Origin of the sequence: uncultured Eubacterium sp., assembly GCF_945980375.1 — a bacterium.
GTDB lineage: Bacteria > Bacillota > Clostridia > Oscillospirales > Acutalibacteraceae > Eubacterium_R.
The window spans coordinates 1-21,353 of the sequence record NZ_CAMFQO010000027.1; the positions used below are offsets into that span (position 1 = coordinate 1).

Sequence of the window (21,353 nt, forward strand, 5' to 3'; positions counted from 1 at the left end):
CTTCATTTGACGCAATCAAAAAAAGCATATTGGACGGAATGAGCTCCTGATGAAATGTTCCCACCGCAACAAACATACCCGGCAAAAATACAGATATAACAAAGGCTGCGTACTTTAATATTCGCATAAAGCTTGAATAAAACGGAGGGTTATCATAATCATCAAGTGACGAGAAATTGTCGGAGAACAAATACGGTGTGTACATTACAAAGGGCGTTCCCTCAACCATTACGGCTACCCTGCCCTCAAGAAGCTTTGAGGCAAGAACATCCGGTCTTTCGGTTGTACCCACACAGGAAAACAGGCTACTGATATCGGTGTCAATAAAGGGCAGAAGCTCTCCGTAATCAAGCACGGAATTAAAGTCTTCCTGCTTAAGTCTTTTCTCAATCTGCGACACCAAGCCTTTATCTGCCCTATCATCAATATAACAAATAATTACAGGGGTTTTTGCAGATGTGCCGAGATTAATCTGCTTTTGCTTTAGGTGATATGTTTTAAGTCTTTTACGAAGCAATGCCTTATTATCATTTGCAGATTCAACAAAGCACTCCCTTGCGCCCTTAACGTTGTTTTCGTTTGACGGCTCGTCGGTTGTACGCTTATTCCACCCCTGAACACCGAATACCAACGCATGACTGCAATCCTCCACTACTATAACGGCAAAGCCTGACATCAAATAATAATACGCATCATCAAAGGTATCAACGGTTTTTTGCTCCGGGCAATGAACAATGGATTTTTTAAGCATATCAAGATATTCCTTGCTGTCATCAGGAATATTCTTAACGGAAAAAATCGGCTCCACAATCATTTGGCTGACAGACAGAGAATTTACAAGACCGTCCATACAGGAAACAAAAAGCCTTTTATTCCCCACACAAAGCTCCTTAATTAAAAAATCGGATGAATCCTTAAAATCATCCTTAAAGGTTAATAGATTCAGCTCATAATCGCTATACAGTTTTTGCATATAATCACCATTTTTATTATTGAATTTAAGGTGAATATTATTCTGTCAATTGACAAAAATATTTGTGGTGATACTGTGTCTATAACATTACTGAGAGCAATAATTATTTACATTTTTATTACCGTATCGGTAAGAGTAATGGGCAAGCGACAGGTGGGAGAGTTGGACCCGCAGGAGCTTGTAATAACAATTTTGATAAGTGCCGTTGCAACAGTTCCCCTTGAAAACAACGGTATGCCCCTTGCAAACTCGCTGATACCTATTGCAATATTCATCAGCCTTGAAATCATAAATTCTGCAATATCAATGAAATCCATAAAATACAGAGAGCTGATAAAGGGCAGACCGAGATTTATTATCAGAGACGGAAAAATACAGCAGGAGGAGCTAAAAAAGATACGATACACGATAGACGACCTGACAGATGCAGTAAGGCAGGCAGGTGTCTTTGACATATCGCAGGTGGCAAATGCGATAGTTGAAACAAATGGCAAGCTGTCCGTACAAAAGAAATCGCAAAATACCCCAATAACACCAAAGGATATTGGAATAGCAACCGACAGAGCAGATGTGCCGATAACCGTTATAATAGACGGAAAGCCTGTTACGGAGTACTTTGGTAATGTAAATTTTAATGAAAATGAAATAAAGCTACTTGCCGTTACAAACGGCGAGCAGGTGCAAAATCTGCTTGTGATGAGTGTTGACAGCAACGGCAATGTGTATATGGTAAAAAAGGAGGAGCAATGAAAAGGATTTGGATTGCGGTTATATTATTAATAATGTCAACAGGACTATGCACCTTTGAGCAAATATACATTGAGGATTTTTGCGACAAAATTGTTTATATGACCGAGCATGGCGATACACAGGGAATAAAAAAGCTATGGGACAAAAAGAACAATACCATATATATTTTTTCCGAGCACGATATGGTGGACGATTTGGCGGTGTGCATAGAATCGCTTGACGATAAAAAAGGAAAAGAAAAAAAAGACGCCCTGAATGAAATCAGGGCGCTGACATACGCTTATCACGAAAACCAACGAATTACGTTTTCGAACATATTTTAATTTTTTTATTTCCAGCTTTGGATAATTTGAGGATTTGCAAAAATCTCATCAAGCTTATTGAAGAACGGAACAATATCGCCATAATCAAGGGCCTTATGGTCCATACAAATTGACAAAGGCATAACGGTACCTACCTTAACCTCTCCGTCAACAACAACAGGCTTTTGCTGTGCAGAGTTGATTGCGATTGCAACAACCTGAGGCGGAATAATCTCAAGCAAGGTGCACGCACCTCTGAAATCTCTTTTTACCGAGCCGAGATTTGAAATGGTAATTGTACCCTGTTCAATATCGTGCTTTGTAAGTCTTTCTGTTGCAGGGATTGAATAGTAATCCTTTTTAGCCTGACCTGAAAGAGTCTTTACCTTATGCTTACCGGTCTTTGAACCGTAAAGTCTTCGAATTGCCTGAAGAAGCTTACCTTTCTTGAGACCTTGAAGCGTATTATCCAATGACACCTCAAACATAACCTCGTTAAGATCGGTATTCTTTGCTCTGCGTGCGCTGTCGTTGATGGCCTCTGTCATTTCGGTAAGGGTTTTGTTGCCCATATCGTGCATATTGATTGTCATCATTTCGCCGTTTGGCAAAAGCATAGGCATCGAAACATCAACATTTTCAAACTCGTGAAGACATCCGCGAACAAGATTACGGTTAAATTCAAGGTGGGCATTCATCTTTGGTGCCTCCTTGAGTCCTTCGCAAATAACCTTAATCATAACCGTGTTGATTGTAATTTTCTTTGACTTGTCTGTGCAGCCCTCGTTAAGCTTTTTACATTCTGCAAGGAATGCAGAAACCTCAGGCTCATATATAAGACCTGCGTGAGGAATTTGCTCCCAGCTTTCAGCGGTCATATTTGAAACGATTTTTCTTGCGATACCAAAATGAGTTGATTTTGTAAGCTTCATAGTAATCTCCTTTTTATGATTTTACTGCATAATTATACCATAAAATCAAATTACGAACAATACATATAAAAGATTTTTTACAAAAAATTAAACTGTGTTTATATATTGTTATTCATTGATAAGCTTTTCAATTTTTTGCTCGATAGTGGATTTTAGCTTTTCTTTATCACTATGCAGTTTATCAATAATCGACTGCTTAAACTGCTTGAGTTCTTCATCAGTAAAAGGAGCCTCGCTAAAGCGCTTTTTGTACTCAGCCATAAGGTACGGTCTGAACGAAGGATGAGCAATGCGTATCAATGCCTTTGCGCGTTCCTTAAGAGTTTTGCCCTTAAGCTGTGCAATGCCGTATTCTGTAACAACATAGTTGACATCATTTCGTGGGGTGGTAACCGCACTGCCCTCTGTGATAATAGGTACAATACGAGAAACCGTGCCGTGCTTTGCAGTTGCAGGCATAGCGATAATTGAGCGACCGCCCTTTGACATTGTTGCACCGCGTACAAAATCGACCTGACCGCCTACCGCAGAAAACTGACTAAGACCTATGGTGTCGGATACAACCTGTCCCAAAAGGTCAATTTGCAGGCAGGAGTTGATAGACACCATATTGTCATTCTTTGCAATCTCGATAGGATTGTTTACATAATCAATAGGATGCAGTTCAACTGACGGATTGTTATTTATGTAGTCACAGAGAATTCTTGATCCAAACGCGGCACCCAAAACCGTTCTGCCTACGTTAGTTTGCTTTTTCTTGTTATTGATTACACCGCTTTCAAGGAGAGGAACAACACCGTCGCCCACAAGCTCGCTGTGCAAACCGAGATCCTTTTTATCGGTAAGCTGGAGGCATACGGCATTTGGTATTCCGCCGATACCGAGCTGAAGACAGTCACCGTCGTTGATGAGAGATGCGCAGTACCTGCCGATTTCCAAATCCACCTCTGAAAGCTCACCGCCTACAACCTCAGGCAACTGCTCATCATATTCCACAAAGCAGGTAAAATCTCTAACGTGCTTTATGCTATTGCCAAAGGTGCGCGGCATATGCTTATTAACCTGTGCAATAACAACCTCGCAGTAATCTGTTGTACCCTTTGTATAATCAACCGTTGTACCGAACGAAACATAGCCATGCTCATCCGGCGGAGAAACCATAACAATTGAAACACGAGGGCAAATATAGTTTTCGATAATATCGGGGATTTCGTAAAAATGAGAAGTTGTAAATTCACTGTCACCGCTGTTAACACTTGCTCTTGTAGACTTTGAAGCAAAAAGAGTGTTGAGCTTAATATGACCCTTAAACTCCTGCATAGCCCAAGGGCTTTCAACAAGGGTTAGCATATTTATAATTTCCAAATTTTTATACTCTTTGTAATGAGCAGCGAGAGTCTTTTCAATATGTATAGGCTCACCGCAGGCAAAGCCGGTAACAATTTTGTCTCCATCGTGAATAAGCTTAATAGCCTCCTCTGCCGTTGTGAGCTTTGATTGATAAATTTCCTGCCAAGTCATATGTTACTCCTTAAAATTTTTTATGCGACTGTACCAGTAAAATCATACATTATTTATAAAAATTCGTCAATAAATTGTTGAAGTTAACGTTCATATTTGTTATTATTGTATATACAAGCAGGATAATTATGTGCAAATTTACCTATCTGTATAAATATACAGTATTTTGAAAGGAGGACGCTATGACAGAAAAGGAATTGAGAAAAAAAGCCATGGCTTTACCGCTTAATCCCGGTGTGTATATTATGAAAAACAAGGACAAAAAAATAATATACATCGGCAAGGCAAAGGCACTCAAAAACCGCGTATCCTCCTATTTCGGCTCACATTCCAACCATTCGCTTAAGGTGATAAGAATGGTGGAAAACGTTGATGATTTTGACTACATTCTCTGCGACACCGAATTTGAAGCCTTGGTGCTTGAATGCTCGTTAATTAAGCAGCATATGCCAAAGTACAATATTTTACTAAAGGACGACAAGGGATATAATTATATCAAAATCACAAAGGAGGAGTTCCCGAGAATAAGAGAGGCAAAGCAAATGCTCGATGACAATGCAACATACATCGGACCGTTTGTATCTACCTTTTCCGTAAAAAATGCAGTCGAGGAAACTCTGCGAATTTTTAAGCTTCCGCAGTGCAACAAAAAATTCCCGAGAGATTACAACAAATCACGCCCGTGCCTCAACGGCTTTATGGGCATCTGCTGTGCACCCTGCAACGGCAGAATCACAAAAGAGGAATATAAAAGTGCAATCAACGACGCAACCGCATTCCTAAAAGGCGGAGCAAAAAAATCCGTTGAAGAAATGGAAAGACGAATGTACGAATATTCCGAGGCTATGGAATTTGAAAAAGCGGCAAAGCTTCGTGACAGAATTAAGGCTATAAAAAATCTTGAGGAAAAGCAAAAGGTTGTATCAATAAATGTTCCGGAGGAGGATGTATTTGCCCTTGTAAATTCAAGCAAAAAGGCATGCTTTGAGGTTATAAGATTTAAGCAGGGCAAGCTTGTTGACAGCGAGCATTGGATAATAGACAGCGTTGACGACATTGAGCAGGCAAGGTTTGATTTGATAGAAAGATATTATTCCATAAGAAGCGATATTCCGGGCAGAATTGCCGTTGACGGTGATATTACAGACGAGGATTTGCTCAAAGAATATCTTGAGAGACTACGCGAAAAAAAGGTGGAATTTATTCACCCTCAAAAGGGAGAACATCTTTCAATAGTAAATCTATGCATCAAAAATGCCAACGAGCATCTTGCACAAAACCAAGGCAGACTCGGAAAGGAAATGGCGGCATTGGAGGAGCTCGGTAAGCTTTTGGGATTGCCAAAGCCACCTGAATATATTGAATCGTACGATATTTCTCATACCTTCGGTGCAGACAATGTTGCAGGAATGGTTGTTTTTCACAACGGCAGACCAATGAAAAGTGCATACAAGCGTTTTGCCGTAAAGGGCTTTGACGGACAAAACGACGTAGGCTCAATGAACGAGGTTTTGACAAGAAGATTCAATCATTACTACGAGGACGGTGCGGACAGTACATTTAAGATTTTACCTGACCTTATTCTGCTTGACGGCGGTCAACCTCAGGTGAACGCTGTTTTGCCTGTTATCAAAAAAATGAACATCAACGTTCCTGTTTTCGGTATGGTAAAGGACAACAGGCACAGAACAAGAGCCATTGCATTTGACGGCGGCGAAATAGAAATCAATTCCCACAGAAGCGCTTTTACCCTTGTTTCTCGCATACAGGAGGAGGTGCACAGGTTTGCAATAACCTATCACCACAAGAAGCATCAAAAATCATCATTTACCTCTTCCCTACTGCGTATAGACGGTATAGGAGAAAAGAAAGCAAAGGCATTGATGAAGCATTTTAAGACTGTTTCGGCAATAAAGGAAGCGTCTGTTGAGGAGCTTGCACAGGTAAGCACAATATCCCAAAGCAACGCCCAAAGCATTTATAATTATTACAGAAATATGTAAAATGTAAAAGAAAACTTGACGAAATGCAGTCATATCTGTATAATATAAAAGTAAAAAAATAAGGAACGTACCTTTATGAAAGTAATCACAGGTTCTTTAAGAGGACGAAATCTGGATACCCTTGGCGGTGACGAAATCACCAGACCTACCACGCAGGCAACAAAGGAAGCATTGTTCAGCTCTATTCAGTTTGAAATAGAGGACAAAAAAGTGCTTGATTTGTTTGCAGGCTCGGGTCAGCTTGGGATAGAAGCACTGTCCAGAGGTGCAAGGTCCTGCACATTTGTAGAGAGCAACAAAAGCGCCTACAAAATCGTTGAGGGTAATCTTGACAGATGCAGAATTACCGACAAGGCAACTTTGGTTTTTTCCGAGGCTAAAAGCTTTTTGATGAAAAAGGACAACTTTGATATTGCTTTTCTTGATCCTCCTTATCACAAGGGCTTGATAACCGAATGCCTGCCAATGCTCACAGCATTGATGAGCGAGGACGGAGTGATCATCTGCGAAACGGCAAACGACGAGGAGCTTTTGCAGGAGGTTAACGGCTGGCTGATATCAAAACAAAAAAAGTACGGAAAAACAAAGCTCACCTATTACAGAAAGGGTTAGCAAAATGAAAAAAGCAATTTGTCCGGGAAGCTTTGATCCCGTAACACTCGGACACCTTGACATTATCGAACGTGCCGCAGAGCTGTTTGATGAGGTTATCGTTTTGGTAATGAGCAACAAGTCAAAAAATAAATCACTGTTTACTATCGAGGAACGAATTGACCTGCTTAAAAGGTCGATACATTCCAAGAATGTAATAATTGATACATACGACGGTCTTTTGGTTAACTATGCTGAGCAAAACGACGCGGTCGCAATAGTTAAGGGTCTGCGAGCGATGTCGGACTTTGAGTACGAGTTTCAGCAGGCACTTACAAACAAATCACTTTACCCAAAGGTTGAAACAGTGTTTTTAACCACAGAGGGCAAAAATATGTTTTTGTCATCAAGTATGGTTAAAGAGGTTTGCACACTCGGAGGGGATATTTCTTCATTCGTTCCGAAGGAAATCATAAACGACATTTATAAAAGATGTAAAGGAGACAATTAAAATGACAAATACAGATATCTTACTTGAAGATCTTGAAGATGTGCTTGATGACGCTACTTCAATTCCGCTTTCCAAAAAATGTGCAGTTGATGTTGACAAAATTAAAACAATTATCGAGGACATCAGACTCAACACTCCGCAGGAAACAAAGCAGGCTAAGGCTATTGTAGACTCAAGAAACACAATTCTTGAGGAAGCAAAAAAGGAGGCTGCCGATATCATCAAAAAGGCACAGGAGGAAGCAAGAGAACTTGTTGCCAAGGATGAAATCACAAAGACAGCTCAGGCAGAGGCTGCTGATATTATTGCAAAGGCTAACGAGCAGGGCAAGCAAATGGTTACCGAGTCACAGAACCAAGCATCCGAAATTCTCAGCAATGCTACAACACAGGCAAACGAAATGGTAACATCTGCTCAAAACAAATCAAGAGAAATGCTTACTGCAGTTAACAACTACGCAGACGATACATTGCTTTCAATCGATGACGCATTGTATAAGGCACTCACCGACGTACGCAGAATCCGTCAGGGCATTTCAAACGCACAGCACAAGGACTAAAAAATTAACGGCTCGAAAAGGGGTGTCCTGAACAAAGAGGGGTATGGTTTAATCTTTCTGAATTTAGCCCATAGAACTATTAAAAAATCCCGTTAATACGCAAGTATGAACGGGATTTTATTAATGCCCTCTGAACTAAATCAGTTTGATTAAACTGCTTCGCACTTAAAAACACGAGAAACAGATGAAAGGCAAGGCATAATTTGAGGGGCAGGCTTTATGCCTTCACCGAAAATTTAACGACGCATTTCGCTGTTTTCTCCTGTTTTTAAGCTATACCTCTTTGTTTAGGACACCCCCATCGAGCCGTTTTTATTTTACATATTTATTTATACTTACTTGTCTATTTCTACAGTTGTTACAATCTTATCGTCACTAAATGAAATAAGTTCCGATACTTCAATTTCGATTTCAGTGCTTGTATCTCTAAGGTTATATGCCTTCTTAACTTCTTTTGTTACTCCCGGCTTTATATCAACATCAAGATAATCGGTATCTTCATCAAGAATTGCTGTTTCAAGACCGACACCATCTTGATATGCTCTTGCATCCAAAGCGACATCAAAGCTAACAGCACTGTCTGAATTGTTGGTAAATTCATATGTAATCAAAACAGCGTCCTTACCTGTCAAATCCTTACAGAGCTTTGCACCTTTTACAACACACTTAAAATCGCCTACGGTATCATTTGCTTTTTCTTCACTTTCTGCAGAAACTGCACTTGTCACTGCAGATGCATTGCTATCTTCGGATGAACTATCATCAGATCCACCGGAAGCTATAACTGCGATTAAAATAATCACAACAGCAACAACTGCGATAATTATCCATTTTTTCTTCTTTTTCTTCTTTTTTTCTGCGTCAAGTGCTGCCGTAACAGCCGCCTGAACATTGTTGTTGTTTGTTTGATTTTCAAAATTATTGTCTGCCATTTTGCAAACCTCCCCTTTCTTGATACGCATATAATAACACATAAGTATTCATATGTCAACATATGTGTTCATTTTTACGTAGAGTTTAGCATACACTAACATTGAGGTGATGCTAATGTTTATACCTACTCTTGATGCGAAAACAGTAGGAGAGGTTATTTTGGACTACAGAAAGAAAAAAGGCATTTCGCAGGAGGTGTTAAGCGGTCTCGCCGATATCGGCAGAACACATCTTTCGGCAATCGAAAGGGGTGAACGCAAGCCTACGCTTGAGACGCTTTACAGAATCTGCAATGCTCTTGATGTAAAAATGAGTGATGTTGTAAAGGAAATTGAAAACAGAATACATCAATAAAAAATCGGAGGATTTAAGTACCCTCCGTCAGACTGCTGACAAACCCTCGTTTTAGAATTGATTCGAGGGTTATTGTATAAATAAAGCCACACGATAGTCGCGTGGTTTTATTTACACAAAAATAACGCAACACAAATTGTGCTGCGTTTTTAATATTTTAATTAGTCGTTGAAGCCACTCTTTACAAGTGCTACAAGTCCTTCTACTGCTTCCTCCTCATCAGAGCCGTCAGCAATAATTCTGATATCTGTACCACCCATAATGCCAAGTGAAAGAACGCCCAAAAGTGACTTTGCGTTTACTCTTCTTTCTTCCTTCTCTACCCAAATTGAAGACTTAAATTCGTTTGCCTTCTGGATGAAGAATGTTGCCGGACGAGCATGCAAGCCAACCTGATTTTCAACTGTAACATCTTTAACGAACATAATAATACCTCTCAACTAATCTAAAACGTTATAGCAGTTTTCACCACTGATTTTTTAATCCTACAATGGTATTATATCACTATTTTTACAATCGTCAACTTAAAAAATCAAAGTTCGTTCAACTAATTAATTACAGACAACAAAATGCTTCAATATTTGTGCATAATTAACAAAATTATTTGACCTGTGAATTACCTGATTTAAGCTGTGAAAGGTACAATTCATCCGTCTTTGTCAGGTCTGCATTTTCAAGCATATCAGGTCTACGTTCAAGGGTTCTTTTAAGCGACTGCTGTCTTCGCCATTCGTCAACCCTTTGATGATGACCTGAAAGCAAAACCTCGGGTACCTCCCTACCGTTCCACACGGCAGGATGAGTATACTGCGGATATTCAAGCAGTGAGTTATAATGGCTTTCCTCCTCAAAGCATTCGCTGTCGGAAAGCACGCCCGGAAGCATACGCGAAATGCTGTCTGCAACTATCAGAGCAGGCAATTCGCCACCTGTTAAAACATAATCTCCGACAGAAATTTCCTCCGGCTGAAGCTCCTCTATCACTCTTTCATCAATACCCTCATAATGACCGCAAAGGATTGCAATATTATCAAGCTTGGCAAGCTCCTTAACTCTGTCTTGAGTAAGTGTTTTGCCCTGAGGAGTCATATAAATCAAATGTGGCTTTGCACCGATTTTACTGCACAAATCATTGTAGCAATCAAATATAGGTTGGGCAAGCATAACCATACCCATACCTCCGCCGTATGGCTTATCGTCAACATGACGGTGCCTGTCTACCGAATAATTGCGAATATCAACCGTGTTAATTTCCACCTTGCCTGTTGCCCTTGCGCGACCGATAATGCTTTCGCCAAGCACACTGTCGCACATATCGGTAAACAGAGTCATTATATCAATCCTCATCAAATAATCCTTTCATCGGTTTTATACGCACCACCTGATACTCGGTGTCAATCTCCTTAACAATATCGGCAATAGCAGGTACAAGAGTATGCTTACCCCACGATTCAACATCATATATGTCACTTGCACCGTAATTTAGCACATCAACGATTTTGCCGTATTCCTCCTCGGTGTCCACATCAACAACATAGCATCCGATAATGTCAGCCAAATAATGTGTGCCCTCATCAATTAAGGCATCATCCCTATTGCAATACAAAACCTTACCCTTTAACTGCTCTGCCGCGTCTATATCCGTAACCTCTGCAAGCTTAAGAATTGCAACATTCTTTTGCTGACGGGCTGATAAAAGTGTTAATGCTTTTTTACCCTCATCATCAAGATAGACAGTTTTAAGCTGTTTAATATAGTCTATATCATCACACCACATAGCCATTTTTATTTCGCCCTTTAAGCCGTGGGTGTTATTGACCTTTCCAATTTCCAAATACTGCTTCATAAAATCACCGATAATAATATAACACAGATAATGCCTGTTTGCAAGAAATGAAAAAGCCCGCCTTTCGACGAGCCTTCGGTTTAATCTATTTCGATTGATATTTTTGCATCATTACGGGTAGCAGCGGCACGCATTACAACGCGGATAGCCTTTGCTATTCTGCCCTGCTTGCCTATTACTCTACCCATATCGCCCTCAGCTACGTGAAGATGATAAACAGTTACGCCTTCTTCGTTAGGCTCGTCAATATCAACTGAAACCTTGGTTGGATCATCAACAAGACCCTTTGTAATGGATATCAACAATTCCTCCAAAGAAAACACCTCCTACTATATTCTTTGTCTTTGGCAAAGATTATAGAATGCCTTCTTTTTTAAGAATTGACTTAACTGTGTCAGTTGGCTGAGCACCGTTTGCAATCCACTTCTTAGCCTTTTCAGCATCAATCTTAATTTCAGCCGGATCAACCATTGTGTTGTATGTTCCGATTTCCTCAATGAAACGACCGTCACGAGGATATCTTGAATCTGCAACTACTACACGATAGAAAGGAGCCTTCTTTGCACCCATTCTGCGAAGTCTGATTTTTACTGCCATTTTTCTTACCTCCAAAAATTATAGTTATTATTTATCAACCAAATTTATAAAAACTTAATTGGGTTAATACTGATTTGTTAAAATCCAAACGGATTGTTGTTACCTGTTTGGCCCATCATTTTTTGAGCCATTTCGGGATTTTGCTGCATCAGGCGACGCATTTTTTTGCTAAGCTTAGGTCCCTTATGTCCGCCGACCTGCTTAACCATCTTTTGCATCTGCTTGAACTGCGTCATAAGCTTATTAACATCCTCTATGCTTGTGCCGGAGCCGGCTGCAATACGACGCTTACGTGACGGATTAATGATTTCCGGATTTGAGCGCTCCTGCTTTGTCATAGAGTAAATGATACATCTAAGGCGGTCAAATGCCTTTTCGTCAATATCTTCATCCTTAATCTGCTTGCCGATGCCCGGAATCATCTTGATGGTATCTTTAAGCGAGCCCATACGTTCAATTTGGTCAAATTGGTCAAGCAAATCATTAAAGTCAAATTTATTTTTTGCAAGCTTCTTTTCGAGCTCTGCCGCTTTTTTCTCGTCAAGAGCCATTTCTGCCTTTTCGATAAACGAAAGCACATCGCCCATACCGAGAATACGGGACGCCATTCTTGACGGATGGAATACCTCCAAATTGTCAAGCTTTTCGCCTGTACCTACAAACTTAATAGGCTTGCCCGTTACTGCACGAACAGAAAGAGCCGCACCGCCTCTTGTATCACCGTCAAGCTTGGTGAGGATAACACCGTCTATGCCTAAGGTTTCGTTAAAGCTCTTGGCAACATTGACAGCATCCTGACCGGTCATAGCATCAATTACAAGCAAAATTTCGTTTGGATGAACGCAGGAACGAATATTTGTAAGCTCCTCCATAAGTGCTTCATCAATATGCAAACGGCCTGCCGTATCTATGATAACATAATCATAGCCATGGTCCTTGGCGTGCTTGATGGCCTCCTGCGCAATGTCCACAGGATTAGCCGTGCCCATTTCAAAAACAGGCACATCTATTTGAGAGCCGACAACCTGCAGTTGCTTGATTGCGGCAGGACGGTAAACGTCGCACGCAACAAGGAGGGGTCTGTGACCGTCCTTTTTAAGCTTGAGCGCAAGCTTACCTGAATGAGTTGTTTTACCGCTACCCTGAAGACCGCACATCATAATAATGGTGGGCGGATGCTTTGCGATAGTAAGTCTGGATTCGGTACCGCCCATAAGCTCGGTAAGCTCTTCGTTTACTATCTTAATAACCATCTGACCGGGAGTCAGATTTTCCATTACATCGTCACCAATTGCACGTTGGGTAACCTTATTGGTAAATTCTTTTGATACCTTGTAGTTTACGTCGGCCTCGAGCAGTGCAAGGCGCACCTCTCTCATTGCCTCCTTAACATCCGATTCAGTCAGCTTTCCTTTGGCACGAAGCTTTCTAAATGAATTTTCAAGGCGTTCGCTAAGTCCTTCAAATGCCAAGTAATCACATCCTATTTAGGTATTCACACAGAGCCTTTATCTTTGCAACATTGTCGTTAATGTCCTTTGACACATTGGTTGTAAGATTAAAGTCGTATATCTTATCGGCACATTCGCTGATGTCGTCAAGGCACTTGCCAAGCTCCGAATACTTCCTTGCAAAGCCAAGCTTGCCTTCCAAATCAAGCAAAGTACTCTCTGCCCTTTTGATAGCGTCACGCACACCCTGACGAGTGATATTCTCATTCTCTGCGATTTCAGAAAGGGATAGGTCGTCGTTATAGTAGTAATCTATAAAGCTTCTTTGCTTTTCGGTAAGACATTCGCCGTAAATATCCATAAGATAGGATATTTCAAGATTCTTTGCCATAATCGTACCCTCCCTGTAAAGTATTTCGCCTTTGTAAAGTATTAGTTCTTTACAGTAATGATATTATACATAATAAGCACTGCGTTGTCAAGACAAATATTATTTAATTATCATATTTATCGGTATTGCAATTAGCACTTTAATGTGCTAAAATGTTCAAAGGTGATAAGTTATGAACGATTTGTGGAAGAATAATTTAAGAAAAATTGAGCCTTATGTTCCCGGAGAGCAGAGCAAGGATAGGGATATTGTTAAAATAAATGCAAACGAAAATCCTTATCCTCCGTCACCGAGGGCAGTTGCGGCACTCAAGGCCTTTGACACGGACAGGCTGCGTTTTTATCCGCAGGCGGACTCACTCCCTCTAAAAGAGGCTATTGCCGATTTTTACGGAGTTAAGGCGGAAAATGTTTTTGTCGGCAACGGCTCGGATGATGTATTGGCTTTGGCTTTTCAATCATTCTTTAACGGTGACAAGCCCATTGCCTTTCCGGACATCACGTACAGCTTTTATCCCGTATGGTGCAATTTGTTTGGCATAGAGTACACAAACCCTGCCCTTGACGAAAGCTTTAGGATAAATCCCGATGATTACAGGGCTGAAAACTCAGGAGTGGTTATACCAAATCCCAATGCACCGACATCAATAGGTGAAGGAACTGAATTCGTTGAAAAAATGCTTGAATACAACGGGGACTGTGTTGTAATCATTGACGAGGCGTACTGCGACTTTGGAGGGACAACCTCTGTACCGCTTACAAAGAAATACGAGAACCTGCTTATTACAGGAACATTCTCAAAATCACGCAGTCTTGCAGGAATTAGGATAGGCTTTGCAATCGGCTCAAAAACACTTATTGACACACTTGAGGCTGTCAAAAACAGCTACAATTCATACACCATTGATTCACTATCCATTGCAATGGGCGTAGAAGCAATGAATGATACCGAATACTTTTACAAAACGATAGACAAGATAAAGGCAACAAGGCAAAGGGTGACCGATGAATTGAAAGCACTCGGCTTTGACGTGCTTGACTCTCAAACAAACTTTATTATGGCAACCCACAAGGATTATGATATAAAGGAAATGTTTGAATACCTAAAGGCAAACAAAATATTCATTAGGTACTTCAACCAACCGAGAATAAACAAATATGTTCGCATCACCATCGGAACCGACGAAGAAATGAACAAATTCCTGCAAGGAGTAAAAAACTTTATAGGATAAAGAAAACAGGCTTTTCAAACGAGAAGCCTGTTTTTCTACATAATTAAAGAAATGTAAGTATAATTAAAATTAATACCAATAATACCGCTATCGAAACAAAAGCCTTTGTGATTCTTGTTAAAGCGTCAAAGGTGTTGGTGGGGCAAAGCTGCATAATGATGTATTTTATGGGGTTGTCCACCCTTTTGCCTACAATGTCCTTATACCTCATATCGTAGGTTTCGATATGCCCGTCGGTGAACAGGTCAATAACTCTTGTTCCCCTATCCATACCAGGTCCGTAAACATTAAATCCTGCGCCCTGAGTATAGCCGACATCAACACCGTTTATCTCACCGTTAAAGGAATTATTATGGTCGTGGCCGAAATAAATTCCCTTAACATCACCCTTTTCGCACATTGCGGCAAACTCACCGCTGTTTACCTGCGGGTCTGCCGGTGATTCCTTCATAAAGGCATCCTTATTTACCCTATCCTTTTTAAGAACAAAGTATTCTCCGTCGTGAGTTCTAAAGCCTCTGACAGCGCCCCTAACAGTGCGTTTAACCCTTGTTAAAAGCTCAAACACCTCGCACACGGGAATATGCTGAATAACAACGCTCGGTACTACTTTTCCAAGCTTTTGCTCATAGCTGTCACGGATATTTCTGTACCACTCAATTTGATTTTCGTGAACACAGTCATATCCAACCTTAAGGTTGCTATGGCTGTCTATTGTATAAAGCAAAAACTTAACATCATCGCCGTCCTTAATCTCGAAGCAATGATTTCCTACTCCGTCTATTGAGCTGTCGCTTTCACCTACAAAGCCGTCAAAGGATTTGTATATTTCAAACTGCTCCTCATTTGAAAGCCCTACCTGCCTGTCGTGATTTCCAAAGCAAATTGCAAAAGGAATTTTTCTGTCCGTAACGGGCTTAACAAGGGCACCCAAAACCTGTCTTACCAAGTCGGGATTACCCTTAAAGCTTCGGTATCCCCAAATCTGATCACCGCTATACACAACCAAATCCGGCTGACTGCGCTCAAGAGAAGCTTCAATAAGCTTAACGGTATCTGAATTTACCCTTTTGCCCTCTTGAGTATCGGCTATCATAAGTATTCTGAATTTTCCGTTATTAAACCTTAACTCCATATCATCACCAAATACATAATAGCATAAAACAACAATCAAAGCAAGAAACGAGAAAAAATTAGTTAATGTGACAAAAAAATCATATTTGATTGAACACAGGTAACAGCTGTGATATAATCCCGTTGAAAAAACAAATTATTCTTTAAGGAGAAAAAATGACATCTTTAATAAAGAAGGTAAAGGCATCACAGATGTCCGATTCCTTTTTAACAGCGATATTCATTGTACTGTCCGGCGGATTTCAGGATGCGTACACGTATATGTGCAGGGGTGAGGTTTTTGCCAATGCACAAACAGGCAACATTGTGCTAATGGCGGCAAATCTTTTTCAGGGTGAGCTTTCAAAATGCCTACGCTATCTTGTACCGATTATATCATTTATGGTAGGAACATATGTTGCAGAGCACATACATTTTTTCTACAAATACAAAGAAAAAATACATTGGCGACAAATAATTATTCTCGTTGAGGTGCTGCTACTGTTTTATGTCGGTTTTATTCCACAAAAATACAACCTAATGGCAAATGCAATTGTATCCTTTGTTTGTGCAATGCAGGTGCAAACCTTTCACAAGGTTAAGGGGCATGTTTATGCCTCTACAATGTGCATAGGAAATATGAGGAGTGCTATTGTTTCGCTCTTTGCTTTTTTCAGATATAAGAACAAAGAAATCGGCGAAAAAGCTTTTATATACTTTAGTGTTATTGCTGTATTTGCAATGGGTGCAGGAATAGGAAGCATAATAACAAAGCACATAGGTGAAAAAGCAATTTGGGTTAGCTGCGCACTTCTTGCAATAAGCTTTGCCATAATGTTTATTAAGCCAAAGCAAAGGAAAAATCAAAAAAAGTAACAACAAACAAAAACACCTTGGGCAATCTGAAAAGATGTCCAAGGTGTTGTTTATTATTCTCCGAGCTTTGCAAGCTCCTCACGGAATGATTCTGCCGAATCAAATTCCTTATATACAGATGCAAATCTTACATATGCAACCTCATCAATTTCTTTAAGCTTATCCATAATAAGCTCACCGATACGGGAGGAGGAAACCTCACGATCAACCGATGACTGAAGCTGTGCCTCAATCTCGTCAATCTTTTCATCCAATTCGGCAACGGTAACCTTACGCTTTTCGCAGGCGCGAAGCATACCCTTAAGGATTTTGTTCCTATCAAATACCTCTCTTGACCTATCCTTTTTGATAACAATTACAGGTACATCCTCAATTGTCTCATAGGTTGTGAATCTTTTTGAGCATTGGATACACTCTCTGCGACGGCGTATACGCTCATTTTCATCAGTAGGACGAGAGTCAATTACCTTGCTTTCGGTATAACCGCAAAACGGACATTTCATAGCATTTTCCTCCAATGAAATAATAGTTTTTTGTCAAACTACGGTCATTATACCACAAGATATAGAAAAATGCAAGTGTTCGATAATAATAATTAAATCTATATATTGATTAATCTATGCTTTTTTAAGTGAATTATCCTTGTTATTGTATATGAACATCCACACCGCCATAAGCATAATTGTAGCATATCCCACTACGGATAGGGCATCGGGGATTTGCTTGCCTAAAAACAGGTAGCCCTCAATAGCTGTGAAAATAATATTTGAATAATCGTAAATGGATATTTCTCTGCTTGGAGCAAAGGAATAAGCAGCGGTAATAGCAAATTGACCGCCCGCGGCACAAAGACCTACAAGAAGCAGATACATAAGCTGTTTACCCGTCATATGATGATAGTTAAATATCAAATAAGGTGATGTGACCGCAACGGAAAATACCGAGAAAAAGAACACGGTAAACCTGCCGTTTTCTCCTTTGTTAGACATATGTCTGACACATGTATATGCGGCACCGGCACTCAAGCCTCCCGCCAAGCCTGCAAGCGACGGCAAAAGCTCAATATTTGACATAGTAGGTTTAATAACAAGCATTGCACCTGCAAACGCAATGCTTATGGCTATTGCCTGCTTTGGCTTTACCTTTTCTTTAAGAAAGATAGCCGAAAAAATCAATGTTGCAAAGGGAGAAAGCTTGTTAAGCATTGCCGCGTCTGCTGTATGCGCCATATGAGTTGTTGCATAAAAATTACCAAAAACGCCTATCAGACCCACACCCGAGCGAAGCAAATGAAACGGCAGACATCCCTTTTCGGGCTTAAACGGTTCATGCTTTTTTAACAGGACCCCTGCTGCAAAAAACAAAGCAACAAGGTTGCGGAAAAAAACCTTTTGAGGAACAGGAACATCCCCGGAAAGATTGATAAATGAACTCATACCGCTAAAGCATAATGCCGATATAAGTATACAAATAATTCCCTTTGACTTGTTGCTTAAATTTTTCATAATTCTATTTTATCAAAAAACCTCTTACTTTCCTCAAGCTCCTTGGCTACATCATAGCCCTTTGAATATATCTCTATAACATATCCGCCCTGATAATTGCTGTCTGCCATTAGGCTGAACAGACGCTTGAAGTCAAATGTTCCCTTTCCGGGAGGCATACAATCAGCCTGCGGAGAATTATCACTGATATGAATATGAGAAATCTCATTCTTAAATTCCTCAGCAACGAAAAAAGGATCGTAGCCACAGCGAATAGACTGCTTAATGTCAAACACCATATGAAAATCACTGCCGAGATAGTTCCTCATCCTTTTAAGAAAATCCACACTCTCCGAACGAAAGCGAACAACATTTTCCTGGCAAACGTTCACTCCCTCTTTTTTGCCAAGCTCAACAAGCTTTGCGAATCGTTCAAAGTAGAACTCATCACTCAAATCTCTTTTTTGCTTTGCAACAGAGCCGTGGATAACAACATTGCCTGCACCGAGCATTGCGGCGGCATGAAAATGTTTTTGATAAAGACCGATAAAGTCATTATATCTGCGCTCATATTCTGCAAAAATGCAGTTGCTTTCAAGTGCAGAGGAAAAGGGATGAACAGATATGATTTTTGCACCGTGATCATCGGCATTTTGCCTGAGCTCTTTTACAAACGGCTCCTCAAGCTCCGATGAGGTGTTGAAGAAAACCTCTGTTTGCTTAAATCCCAAGGAGAGCACCCTGTCAAGCGCCTTTTCTGTTTCAAGCGGGAAAAAGCAAGCGGAAGAAGCACCAACGTTCATTAACCCACCAGCTTTTCAATAGCCGCAAGCTTAACACTTACGCAAAGGATTTGTGTTGCCAAATCAAGCTCTGCAACAGGAGGCAACGACGGAGCAATACGAATGTTGCTGTTGTGAGGATCTTTGCCGTAAGGATAGGTCGCGCCCACGGTTGTAAGGGTTACGCCTGCCTCCTTGCAAAGCTCACCCACTCTTTTTGCACAGCCGTCCATAACATCAAGACTGATAAAATATCCACCGTTTGGATCAAGCCAGGATGCAATACCCTTGCCGCCGAGCTCCTTTTCCAAATGTTCAATAACCATATCAAACTTTGGCTTCATAATAGCAGCGTGCTTTTTCATATGAGCCTTAAGTCCGTCAAGATTACCGAAAAATCTTACGTGACGAAGCTGATTCATCTTATCATAGCTGATTGTTTGACAATTAAGCCTTTTCATAATTTGAGCCATATTGGCATCGCTTGCTACAAGAGCGGAAACGCCTGCACCCGGGAATGTAATCTTTGAAGTTGAGCACACCTCGATAACCATATCCTGATTATCTCCGAGCACGTCGTAGATATTTAGAAGAGTATCTCCCTCATCCTTAATATCGTGGATACAATATGCATTATCCCAAATAATTCTAAAATCCTTTGCGGCAGGCTTAAGCGCTGCAATTCTGCGAACAGTGTCATCGGAAAATGTGATGCCCTGCGGATTGGAATACTTAGGCACGCAAAACATTCCCTTAATCGACTCATCCTTAACAAGCTCCTCTATAACATCCATATCCGGACCCTCGCTTGTCATAGGAACATTAATCATTTTAATACCAAAATGCTCAAGAATGGTAAAGTGTCTGTCATATCCCGGAACAGGGCAAAGGAACTTTACCTCATCAAGCTTACACCAAGGAGTTGAGCCTAAAACACCCTCACAATAGCACTGACAAATGTAATCATACATAAGATTTAATGATGCCGACGGACCGATAAGAACATTTTTTGCATCTACCTCAAGCAAATCCGCAAAAAGCTCCTTGCAGCTTTTAAGTCCGTCAAGAATACCATAATTACGAACATCAAAGCCATCCTCAACATAGTCAATAGGTCCCAGCATATCCATTGACAAATCAAGCTGTTCCTTTGACGGCTTACCTCTTGACATATCAAGATTAAGCCCCATAGCCTTATATTCTTCAAATCTTTTAAGCAGCACAGCCTGTTCATCAATAAGCTCCTGCCTTGTCATATCCTTATATTGTGACATACCTTTTCCTCACTATCATACAATTTACTGTAATATTTTATCATAAATAATAATTATTATCAATACTCCATAAATATAAAACAAAGCCCTTAAATGCTTATTTTTTGTTAATTGTACCGATAAAATTCATATTGCAAATGTATTTGCTTTGTGCTAAAATATTATCATCAATTTATAAGGAGGGCAGTTGTTATGGCAGGACTTACATATGAATCAATAGTCAGCACTACAAGAAATAAGTTCTACAATGCTGATGTATCTAATGTTCAGGGCACAATGGCTTTTCAAATCAACATTGAAGGCAAGGCTGTAAACGGCATTTTCTATATTGAAATTAAAGACGGTCAGGTACATGTTGAGCCTTATGAGTATTATGACAGAAACGCTATTATCCACATCAACGGTACAAACTGGATTAAGCTTATCAATGGCAAGCTCAATCCTGTTGTTGCTTTCACAACAGGCAAGCTCAGCGTTGACGGCGACATCAATGCAGCACTTGAGATGACAAAGTTCATAGCTTAACAGTAAACAGCAAAAGGCGTACTTGAGTATGCCTTTTTCTTTTGTGTAACACTTTATTGTGCTTTTCATAGTATGAGTTAGAAAGCACGAAAGGAGGTTGCACGATGGGTTGTTGCAATAATTGCGGATGCGGTAATTCCTCTTGGGTAATTATCCTTATTATCATCCTTCTTCTCTGTGGCGGTTTCAACAACGGCAACGACTGCGGATGCGGTTGTAACTAAAATCTGACTACACACCTTAACTAAAAAGAGGCTACGGATTCCGTAGCCTCAGACTGTTGATAAAGTGGGCTGAAACACGCCATATAAATTAAACAAACCGATTTGAGCCTCCATTGTGTAAAGGGAGGTG

General features: G+C 40.4%; 26 protein-coding genes. 10 read left to right on the plus strand and 16 right to left on the minus strand.

The window, feature by feature from the left end; genetic code table 11:
* Positions 1-973, minus strand: a 973-nt coding sequence (locus Q0P34_RS07025) for a spore germination protein (protein WP_294954829.1), incomplete at its 3' end; no start/stop codon positions are given.
* A gap of 75 nt (positions 974-1,048) precedes the next feature.
* Between Q0P34_RS07025 and Q0P34_RS07030 the strand changes: the two genes are divergently transcribed.
* Positions 1,049-1,723: a DUF421 domain-containing protein gene (locus tag Q0P34_RS07030; RefSeq protein WP_294954834.1), complete on the plus strand. Its 675-nt coding sequence runs from the start codon at positions 1,049-1,051 to the stop codon at positions 1,721-1,723.
* Positions 1,720-2,046: a hypothetical protein gene (locus Q0P34_RS07035; RefSeq protein WP_294954839.1), complete on the plus strand. Its 327-nt coding sequence runs from the start codon at positions 1,720-1,722 to the stop codon at positions 2,044-2,046. The genes Q0P34_RS07030 and Q0P34_RS07035 overlap by 4 nt, the downstream gene beginning before the upstream one ends.
* A gap of 5 nt (positions 2,047-2,051) precedes the next feature.
* Here Q0P34_RS07035 and Q0P34_RS07040 read toward each other — a convergent pair whose 3' ends face one another.
* A complete protein-coding gene (locus Q0P34_RS07040; RefSeq protein ID WP_294954842.1) occupies positions 2,052-2,957 on the minus strand; it encodes a 2-oxo acid dehydrogenase subunit E2 in 906 nt (301 codons plus the stop codon).
* A 108-nt stretch (positions 2,958-3,065) separates the two neighbouring features.
* Complete coding sequence (locus tag Q0P34_RS07045) at positions 3,066-4,478, minus strand: acetyl-CoA hydrolase/transferase C-terminal domain-containing protein (RefSeq protein ID WP_294954845.1); 1,413 nt, start codon at positions 4,476-4,478, stop codon at positions 3,066-3,068.
* A gap of 182 nt (positions 4,479-4,660) precedes the next feature.
* Between Q0P34_RS07045 and uvrC the strand changes: the two genes are divergently transcribed.
* The 4 genes from uvrC (at position 4,661) to Q0P34_RS07065 (ending at position 8,142) form a co-directional block, all read left to right on the plus strand.
* Positions 4,661-6,481 (plus strand): excinuclease ABC subunit UvrC, encoded by a 1,821-nt coding sequence (gene uvrC, locus Q0P34_RS07050; protein WP_294954848.1) that lies wholly within the window; start codon positions 4,661-4,663, stop codon positions 6,479-6,481.
* A gap of 75 nt (positions 6,482-6,556) precedes the next feature.
* Complete coding sequence (gene rsmD, locus Q0P34_RS07055) at positions 6,557-7,093, plus strand: 16S rRNA (guanine(966)-N(2))-methyltransferase RsmD (protein WP_294954852.1); 537 nt, start codon at positions 6,557-6,559, stop codon at positions 7,091-7,093.
* Between the two features lie 4 nt (positions 7,094-7,097).
* The gene (gene coaD / locus Q0P34_RS07060; RefSeq protein ID WP_294954856.1) at positions 7,098-7,583 is read left to right on the plus strand and encodes a pantetheine-phosphate adenylyltransferase; all 486 of its coding nucleotides are present in this window, start codon (positions 7,098-7,100) and stop codon (positions 7,581-7,583) included.
* A gap of 1 nt (position 7,584) precedes the next feature.
* Entirely contained in the window at positions 7,585-8,142 is a 558-nt protein-coding gene (locus tag Q0P34_RS07065; RefSeq protein ID WP_294954859.1) for an ATPase, read from the plus strand.
* A gap of 335 nt (positions 8,143-8,477) precedes the next feature.
* On the opposite strand, the gene Q0P34_RS07070 is transcribed toward Q0P34_RS07065, so the two are convergent.
* Entirely contained in the window at positions 8,478-9,074 is a 597-nt protein-coding gene (locus Q0P34_RS07070; protein WP_294954868.1) for a DUF5067 domain-containing protein, read from the minus strand.
* Positions 9,075-9,189: 115 nt separating this feature from the next.
* Here Q0P34_RS07070 and Q0P34_RS07075 point away from each other — a divergent pair, with 115 nt between their 5' ends.
* Positions 9,190-9,429 (plus strand): helix-turn-helix transcriptional regulator, encoded by a 240-nt coding sequence (locus Q0P34_RS07075; protein WP_294954874.1) that lies wholly within the window; start codon positions 9,190-9,192, stop codon positions 9,427-9,429.
* A 161-nt stretch (positions 9,430-9,590) separates the two neighbouring features.
* Here the strand turns inward: Q0P34_RS07075 and Q0P34_RS07080 are convergent, their stop codons facing one another.
* The 7 genes from Q0P34_RS07080 to ylxM form a co-directional block, all read right to left on the minus strand.
* Positions 9,591-9,854, minus strand: coding sequence for an HPr family phosphocarrier protein (locus tag Q0P34_RS07080; protein WP_078768564.1), 264 nt, complete (start codon positions 9,852-9,854; stop codon positions 9,591-9,593).
* Positions 9,855-10,029: 175 nt separating this feature from the next.
* Positions 10,030-10,761 (minus strand): tRNA (guanosine(37)-N1)-methyltransferase TrmD, encoded by a 732-nt coding sequence (gene trmD, locus Q0P34_RS07085; RefSeq protein WP_366783820.1) that lies wholly within the window; start codon positions 10,759-10,761, stop codon positions 10,030-10,032.
* 4 nt (positions 10,762-10,765) lie between these two features.
* A complete protein-coding gene (rimM, locus tag Q0P34_RS07090) occupies positions 10,766-11,275 on the minus strand; it encodes a ribosome maturation factor RimM (RefSeq protein ID WP_294954883.1) in 510 nt (169 codons plus the stop codon).
* An 80-nt stretch (positions 11,276-11,355) separates the two neighbouring features.
* Complete coding sequence (locus Q0P34_RS07095) at positions 11,356-11,589, minus strand: KH domain-containing protein (RefSeq protein ID WP_078768561.1); 234 nt, start codon at positions 11,587-11,589, stop codon at positions 11,356-11,358.
* Positions 11,590-11,629: 40 nt separating this feature from the next.
* Positions 11,630-11,872, minus strand: coding sequence for a 30S ribosomal protein S16 (gene rpsP, locus Q0P34_RS07100; protein WP_021950844.1), 243 nt, complete (start codon positions 11,870-11,872; stop codon positions 11,630-11,632).
* Positions 11,873-11,949: 77 nt separating this feature from the next.
* Positions 11,950-13,344 (minus strand): signal recognition particle protein, encoded by a 1,395-nt coding sequence (gene ffh, locus Q0P34_RS07105; protein ID WP_294954886.1) that lies wholly within the window; start codon positions 13,342-13,344, stop codon positions 11,950-11,952.
* A 4-nt stretch (positions 13,345-13,348) separates the two neighbouring features.
* Positions 13,349-13,714 carry a YlxM family DNA-binding protein gene (ylxM, locus tag Q0P34_RS07110; RefSeq protein ID WP_294954889.1) on the minus strand — a complete coding sequence of 122 codons (366 nt, stop codon included), beginning with the start codon at positions 13,712-13,714 and terminating at the stop codon, positions 13,349-13,351.
* A 172-nt stretch (positions 13,715-13,886) separates the two neighbouring features.
* Here ylxM and hisC point away from each other — a divergent pair, with 172 nt between their 5' ends.
* Positions 13,887-14,945, plus strand: coding sequence for a histidinol-phosphate transaminase (gene hisC / locus Q0P34_RS07115; protein WP_294954893.1), 1,059 nt, complete (start codon positions 13,887-13,889; stop codon positions 14,943-14,945).
* Between the two features lie 43 nt (positions 14,946-14,988).
* Here the strand turns inward: hisC and Q0P34_RS07120 are convergent, their stop codons facing one another.
* A complete protein-coding gene (locus Q0P34_RS07120) occupies positions 14,989-16,080 on the minus strand; it encodes a metallophosphoesterase family protein (protein ID WP_294954896.1) in 1,092 nt (363 codons plus the stop codon).
* Positions 16,081-16,235: 155 nt separating this feature from the next.
* Between Q0P34_RS07120 and Q0P34_RS07125 the strand changes: the two genes are divergently transcribed.
* A complete protein-coding gene (locus Q0P34_RS07125; RefSeq protein ID WP_294954899.1) occupies positions 16,236-16,934 on the plus strand; it encodes a YoaK family protein in 699 nt (232 codons plus the stop codon).
* A gap of 53 nt (positions 16,935-16,987) precedes the next feature.
* Here Q0P34_RS07125 and nrdR read toward each other — a convergent pair whose 3' ends face one another.
* The 4 genes from nrdR to Q0P34_RS07145 all read right to left on the minus strand — a co-directional run bounded on the left by nrdR (position 16,988) and on the right by Q0P34_RS07145 (position 20,474).
* A complete protein-coding gene (gene nrdR, locus Q0P34_RS07130; RefSeq protein WP_294954903.1) occupies positions 16,988-17,437 on the minus strand; it encodes a transcriptional regulator NrdR in 450 nt (149 codons plus the stop codon).
* Between the two features lie 114 nt (positions 17,438-17,551).
* Entirely contained in the window at positions 17,552-18,439 is an 888-nt protein-coding gene (locus Q0P34_RS07135) for a DMT family transporter (RefSeq protein WP_294954907.1), read from the minus strand.
* Positions 18,436-19,221 carry a sugar phosphate isomerase/epimerase gene (locus tag Q0P34_RS07140; protein WP_294954910.1) on the minus strand — a complete coding sequence of 262 codons (786 nt, stop codon included), beginning with the start codon at positions 19,219-19,221 and terminating at the stop codon, positions 18,436-18,438. Before Q0P34_RS07140 ends, Q0P34_RS07135 begins: the two co-directional genes overlap by 4 nt.
* A complete protein-coding gene (locus Q0P34_RS07145) occupies positions 19,221-20,474 on the minus strand; it encodes an aminotransferase class I/II-fold pyridoxal phosphate-dependent enzyme (RefSeq protein WP_294954913.1) in 1,254 nt (417 codons plus the stop codon). Before Q0P34_RS07145 ends, Q0P34_RS07140 begins: the two co-directional genes overlap by 1 nt.
* Positions 20,475-20,666: 192 nt before the next feature.
* Between Q0P34_RS07145 and Q0P34_RS07150 the strand changes: the two genes are divergently transcribed.
* A complete protein-coding gene (locus tag Q0P34_RS07150) occupies positions 20,667-20,999 on the plus strand; it encodes an SCP2 sterol-binding domain-containing protein (RefSeq protein ID WP_294954916.1) in 333 nt (110 codons plus the stop codon).
* Positions 21,000-21,353: the final 354 nt, after the last annotated feature.